This window comes from Candidatus Hydrothermales bacterium, assembly GCA_039630235.1.
GTDB lineage: Bacteria > Hydrothermota > Hydrothermia > Hydrothermales > JAJRUZ01 > JBCNVI01.
The window spans coordinates 38,636-44,906 of the sequence record JBCNVI010000011.1 but is presented as its reverse complement, the minus strand read 5'-3'; the positions used below and the strand labels follow the sequence as shown (position 1 = coordinate 44,906).

3 protein-coding genes are annotated in these 6,271 nt (G+C 33.7%); 2 read left to right on the top strand and 1 reads right to left on the bottom strand.

Features of this window, described 5'->3' with window-relative positions; all coding sequences use genetic code 11:
* Window positions 1-176 precede the first annotated feature (176 nt).
* Window positions 177-2,201 (bottom strand): prolyl oligopeptidase family serine peptidase, encoded by a 2,025-nt coding sequence (locus tag ABDH49_08610; protein ID MEN3047015.1) that lies wholly within the window; start codon window positions 2,199-2,201, stop codon window positions 177-179.
* A gap of 1,026 nt (window positions 2,202-3,227) precedes the next feature.
* Between ABDH49_08610 and ABDH49_08605 the strand changes: the two genes are divergently transcribed.
* A complete protein-coding gene (locus ABDH49_08605; protein MEN3047014.1) occupies window positions 3,228-4,376 on the top strand; it encodes a cytochrome-c peroxidase in 1,149 nt (382 codons plus the stop codon).
* Window positions 4,377-5,238: 862 nt separating this feature from the next.
* Window positions 5,239-5,682 carry a DUF5618 family protein gene (locus tag ABDH49_08600; GenBank protein MEN3047013.1) on the top strand — a complete coding sequence of 148 codons (444 nt, stop codon included), beginning with the start codon at window positions 5,239-5,241 and terminating at the stop codon, window positions 5,680-5,682.
* Window positions 5,683-6,271: the final 589 nt, after the last annotated feature.

The window sequence follows — 6,271 nt, the reverse complement described above, 5'->3', positions numbered from 1 at the left end:
AATAGTTTTAAGTAGGGGCTCTCCGCAGTTGCCACAGTATTTAAATCCCTCGGGATTAATAAATAAACACTTAGGACATTTCATCCTATTTATGTATAAGTAGATTATAATATAAATCTAATCTTCGTTGAAACTTAAAGAGTTATTCCCTATAAGTGTTTAGAAAGTTTTTTTAGCTAATCTTTTAACATTCCAAGTTGCCACATTAAAAAGATAAACTCATCAGTTATTGATTTTATTATCTTTTTTAAAGGTTTCCCCGCTCCATGTCCAGCCTTTTCTTCAACATAAAGAATCACTAAATTATCTTTAGAAATCTTTTGCATTTTTGCAGCCATCTTCATAGCATGCATTGGATGAACCCTTCCATCAAACTCTGAAGTTTTGAAGAATACCGAAGGATATTTTTTATCTTCTTTTATATTGTGATATGGTGAATAAGCATAAAGGTATTTAAAATCTTCCTCTTTATCAGGGTTCCCATATTCAGTAGTCCATATATGGGCAACTCCAAATTTATGATACCTTATCATATCAAGAAGTGGGACACCACAGTAAACTGCTTTAAATAATTCTGGTCTTTGTGTCATTACAGCACCTACAAGTAATCCACCATTGCTTGCTCCCATTATAGCGAGCTTTTCAGGATTTGTATATTTTTTATCTATTAAATATTCAGCTGCACTTATGAAATCATTAAACACGTTTTGCTTTTTCTCTCTCATGCCTTCCTTATGCCATCTTTCGCCGTACTCATCTCCTCCCCTTAGTCCAGCTATGGCAAAAACTCCCCCTCTTTTTAAGAAAGGAATAAGTTCCTCCATAAAATAAGGGGAAATTCCAACACCAAATCCTCCATAACCTGTAAGAATTGTCGGATTTTTTCCGTCCAGTTTTATTTCCTTTCTGCTTAATATATAAAGGGGAACTTTAGTGCCATCCTTTGATGAGTAAAAAACTAACTCTTCTTTATAATCATCTACATCAAAATCTTCTTTTCGTTGATATATCAGAGTGTCTTTTAAATTATTTACGTTGAACTTATGAATTGATAGAGGATAGAAGAATGATTCAAATACATAATAGAATTCGGGAAAATCGTAATCCTTTTCTCTTATCCATATGGTTCCCTTTCGTGGTGTGTTTATTTCGTATTCTATTTTGCCTTTTAAGTCAGCGATAAATAACCTGTAATATGTATTTTCTTTTATTGTAAAGACTATTTTGCCTCCTGCAAAGGTAAAGTCTTTTAGTACTCCTTTTCCCTCTGGGATTACCTCTTCGCTATTTTTTAAATCAGGATTTTCTAATGGAATTCTTATTAATTTAAAATTTGGTGCGTTATGGTTTGTTTTTATGTAAATATAGTCTTTATAAACCTTTGCCTCAAAAATTGCGTCTATGCCCTTTGCAATCTCTCTAAATTCCTTGTTTTTTACCTCTTTAAAATAAAGATCGTTTTTATCCCAACCCCTTGAAATCTCGAGGAATATATATTCACCACCTTTTGAAGAATAAACTGATGGAATTTCTGTATCCGAAAGTTCTCTTCCAAATATGTATTCATCGTCTTCATATTTATTTCCAAGTTTGTGAAAGTAAACTCTGGGTAAAAATTTTTCTCCTCCTTCGTTTCTTGTGTAATAAAACCCTGAGTTATCTTTTAGCCAAGCAACAGTTGACCATTTTGTGTTAGGCAGTTTATCAGAGAGAATCATCTTTTTTTCTGTATCAATTATGTACATAGTGCTTGCCTCACTACCTGCCTCTGATTTTCCGTAAGCAATATATCTTCCATCAGGAGAGGGATAAAAGAAGTCTAAACTTACTAGTCCCTCCTTGCTCCATTCATTCGGATTTAAGACTATCTCGGCATTTTCAGGGAGGAATTCGCCCCTGCTAAGGTATAAAATTGCGTGGTTTTGGTCTTTTTTTATTTTATAAAAGAAATATTTATCTTTGTAAACAACTGGGGCACTTATTCTTTCTTTTAACAAGATTTCTGTGTATTCCCTTTCGATTATATCTCTCTGTGGGATAAAGTCGAGAATTTTTCTCGCGAATTCATTTTGTTTTTTTATCCATTCCTTTACTTCTTTATCTTCAAAATTTTCAAGCCACCTGTAATTATCTTCTATTATAAATTCGAAAATCTGTTCTTTTAAGAGAACTTCCTTTGTTTCTGGATAATTAACCTTCATTTTTATCCCTCTTCCTAAAATTAAAAAGATTAAAATAGTTTTTATATTTAGTAATTATAATTAAACTAATCAAAGTATAGACAATCTCAACAAGTCTTTTCATCTTCTCCTTTAAATCTGATAAAGAGAGCTTTTAAGAAAAATAATGGAACTCAGGTCAGCGTAAAGAACTTAGAGAAAAAGAAACTGTTGTTATAGAAAGAGAGGAAAAATTATATTTGAAAATTTAGACTCAACAAACGAAACTTTTACCAACTGTTTCACACTACCAATGGAACATTCATAAATGATAAAGGAGTTCAAGAAAAAATTGAAATATAGAAAGGGCAAAAAGGTTGTTTTAGAATTATTTTGGAAACACAAGACAATAACTCCACAAGGTGCGTAGAAAAACAAAAAAAATATACTTTAGCAACATCATCAAGGCTACACAAGCTCATACAATCTCGTCTTATTCCTATTACCCCCATGCACTTCACATTATCAAAAAACTGCTCTAACTTATTACTCTTGACTAGCCTCCTATACCCATTTTTAACTTTCCTCCCCTCTGTTTCACTTATCGGTATTACACACTTGATTGATCCCTTTTCCAAATACTTTATAAAATTTACGCCGTCATGATACCCATCAGACACAAAGTGTTAGGCTTTAATATTAGCTCTTATAGCTCAAAAAAGCTGTAGTTCTTCCCGAATAGGCTTTACCAATTGCCACTTCTAACATTATCTTGTTCTTACCTATTAATACACGAGTTTTTGATGTGTGTATATTGTAAACGCTTTCTTACTTAGTTTTAAGACGATAATAAGGAGTGTGTTTATGAGTGATATGATGTAGAGGGTGGTGAGGTAGAAAGTAAGGTGTTAGTAGGAGTGAGAAGAAGGATATGAGGCAGTTGTTGGAGAGTATGGATAAGTGGGATAAAGAGTTTTAATTCTATGAGTAAGTGGCTAATCTATTGCTTATATCTTTCTTATAAAAAAGAATATAACTTAATTTCTCACTTGATGTCTCAGGTGTGCTATGTTTTATATTATAATATATGTAGAAGGAGAGGGTGTTATGAAGAAACTTTTGGTGACTGTGGTAGGTGTTTTTTTATTAGGTGCCGGTGCTTATAACCAGATCAAGGAAAAGACTCAAACACAAAAGTCCAAAGATGAAGATGCTCATCTTCTGAATGAAGCAAAAAAATTCTTTCAACCGCTTCCAAAGGTAGCCGAGAATCCTGAGAACCCACTGACAAAGGAAAAGATTGAGCTTGGCAAGATGCTCTACCATGAACCGAGACTCTCAAAAAGTGGTCTTATTAGCTGTAATACCTGCCATAACCTTGCTTCATATGGTGTTGATAACCTTCCGACTTCAATAGGTCATAGCTGGGCGGTAGGTCCAAGAAATGCCCCGACAGTTTACAACGCCGCTCTTCATATTGCTCAATTCTGGGATGGAAGGGCAAAAGATGTGGAGGAGCAAGCACTTGGTCCCATACTAAATCCTATAGAAATGGCAATGCCCTCGGAAAAGGAAGTTATAGAAAGGCTAAAGTCCATACCGGAGTATGTGGAAATGTTCAAAAAAGCATTCCCCAATGAAAAAGATCCGCTCAGGTATGAAAACATAGGTAAAGCAATAGCAGCCTTTGAAAGAACTCTTATGACGCCCTCAAGGTTTGATGAATTTCTCAAGGGAAACACTAAGGCACTCACCCCAGAAGAAAAGAAAGGTCTAAAGCTTTTCATAGAGTTGGACTGTGTATCCTGTCATAGTGGTCCAGCTATCGGTGGAGATGCCTTTCTTAAGTTTGGTCAGTTTGTTGACTATTGGAAGGCAACAGCTCCTTATGTAACCATAGAAAAACCTACAATCCCTGTAGACCTTGGAAGGTTCGGAGTGACGAAGGAAGAAGAAGATATGTTTGTTTTCAAAGCCTCTTCTTTGAGAAACGTAGAGAGAACCTATCCCTATTTCCACGATGGAAGCGTATGGAAGCTTGAAGATGCTGTAAAGATCATGGCAGAGACACAGCTCAACAAAAAACTGACCGATGAAGAGACCCGCTATATAGTCGCTTTCCTGAAGTCCCTGACAGGTCAGATACCGAAACATGCTCTTGAACTACCTCTTTTACCTTCTTCAACAGCTGAAACACCCCATCCTTCCACGAGGTAAAGCTTAGAGTCCCATACAGAGCCTTATGATATAAACCAACGTTCAAGGGAGTGTTTTTTTTGGAAAGAGTTTGATGTAGCTTTTAACATGTTGAGTTGTTAGTTATGGATATTATGTTGAGGCTGTTTTAGAATTATCTTGGCTGTATATGACAATAATTCTACAACGCATGTAGAAATACACAAAAAAAGACCTTATTTCCAGCAACACCTTCAAAGTTCCACATTATGAATCTTGCTATCACGAACAGTCTCATAAGCTAATATAATCCCGTCTTATCCTTAATTACTAAACACACTTCACATTACCAAACAACCACTTAACCTTATATCTCTGTTCAAACAATATAACCTCCCGTAATATTTCACATTTTCATACCTACCTTTGACTAGCTTTATGTTGTAAACGTTGTCCTTCTTGGTTTGGAGAAATTTAAAACATGCTCAACAAATAAACTATTAGAAAACTGATGAAAAGACCAAAGAGTGTAAAAAAACATTAGGTGAGTTAAGATTAGAGATATGAAAAAACCTCTGGAATAGGAGATATCACTAAGAAAGATTAAATCTTTGAATTTATTAGAAAAATTTTCTCTAGATAATTTTTCTACTGATTTTCGGGAGTTAGCTGTTGTTGTTCTTTCGGAAAATTTTTAGTCTTAAAGAGGCGGTCTTTCAGCTAAATATACGCTTAGGAGACAGTTGAGGTATGTGAAATTGAGATTAAAGTAATGCCTTAGAGTTTTATAGAATAGCTACTCTATGATGCTGAAAGTATAAAAGTAGGAAAAAGAGAATCAAAGATTAGGAGATTAATATTAAGGAGATTGCAAGAGAATCTTGAAAAAGATTATAGTAATTTTATGGAAAATAAAGAAAAGAAACTAGAAGAACTTGAGAAGATAAAGGAAGAGGTAATTAGATTTTATCAGAAGTCAAGAGAAATGCTTAATAAGTCTCCTATTGATGAGGAGTTAAATTCTTATGAAGATATAAGATATGTTAGGGTAGCTTATAGACTCTTATGGGTTGCAATTTTGAAGGTACTTGACTATGCATTTTTGAGTACTGGGAAAATAGGAAAAGAGGAGCTACCTAAAAATGAAGATGAATATATGGACTATATAAATAGGAATCCATTTTCTGAGGATGCACAACTGTTGAAAAAGCTATTTGAAACTTTTTATAAGGGTATTAATATTGCAGGTTATAGTATGGGGCTAAAAGAGGGAAAAGAAGAAATAGATTCAGATTTTAGGTTGGCAGAAAAGTTTATTTATAGATTAGGTATCAAAATCGAAAAATAAACCCTGGCAGAGGCAAGATCAGTGCAAAGCAATATGAAGATATAGAATCTGCCGAAAAAGCCTCAGAGTCTGAAAACTCTCAAGGTTTCCCCCACTTTCAGCAGAAGAATTTGGAGGGATCTAAAGCGATAAAAGATTTACGAAAGAATCCTAAAAAAGAGTATAATATAAATTATGAGAAATAAAGAAAAAATCGTGATGAAGTTAGTCTAAAAGATGTAGTTAAAGAACTAAGGAAAATAAGAAAAAAATTAGAAGAACTAGAGAAAATAATAAAAAATATAGTTAAGCTAGCAAAAGAGTTTTCTGATCTTTCAGAAGAATTTTCGGAGGAATTTGAGTATGAATCAGTCAGAAATGCCTTATATTCCTTAGGTTTTATAGAAAATTTAGAATTAATAAAGGTGGAAGAAGTAATTCCTGATGAATTAAAAAAATATGCTCTAAGAGAAGGTTTATGGATAATGTATCCTCATAAAACAGGTTTAAAAATTCAGACTAAGATCGAAGATTAAATTTTTAAAAACTAGAACATGCGATAGAGAGAAATTGAAGGGAGAAATAAGAGAAAAGATAATTTGCCAGAAAA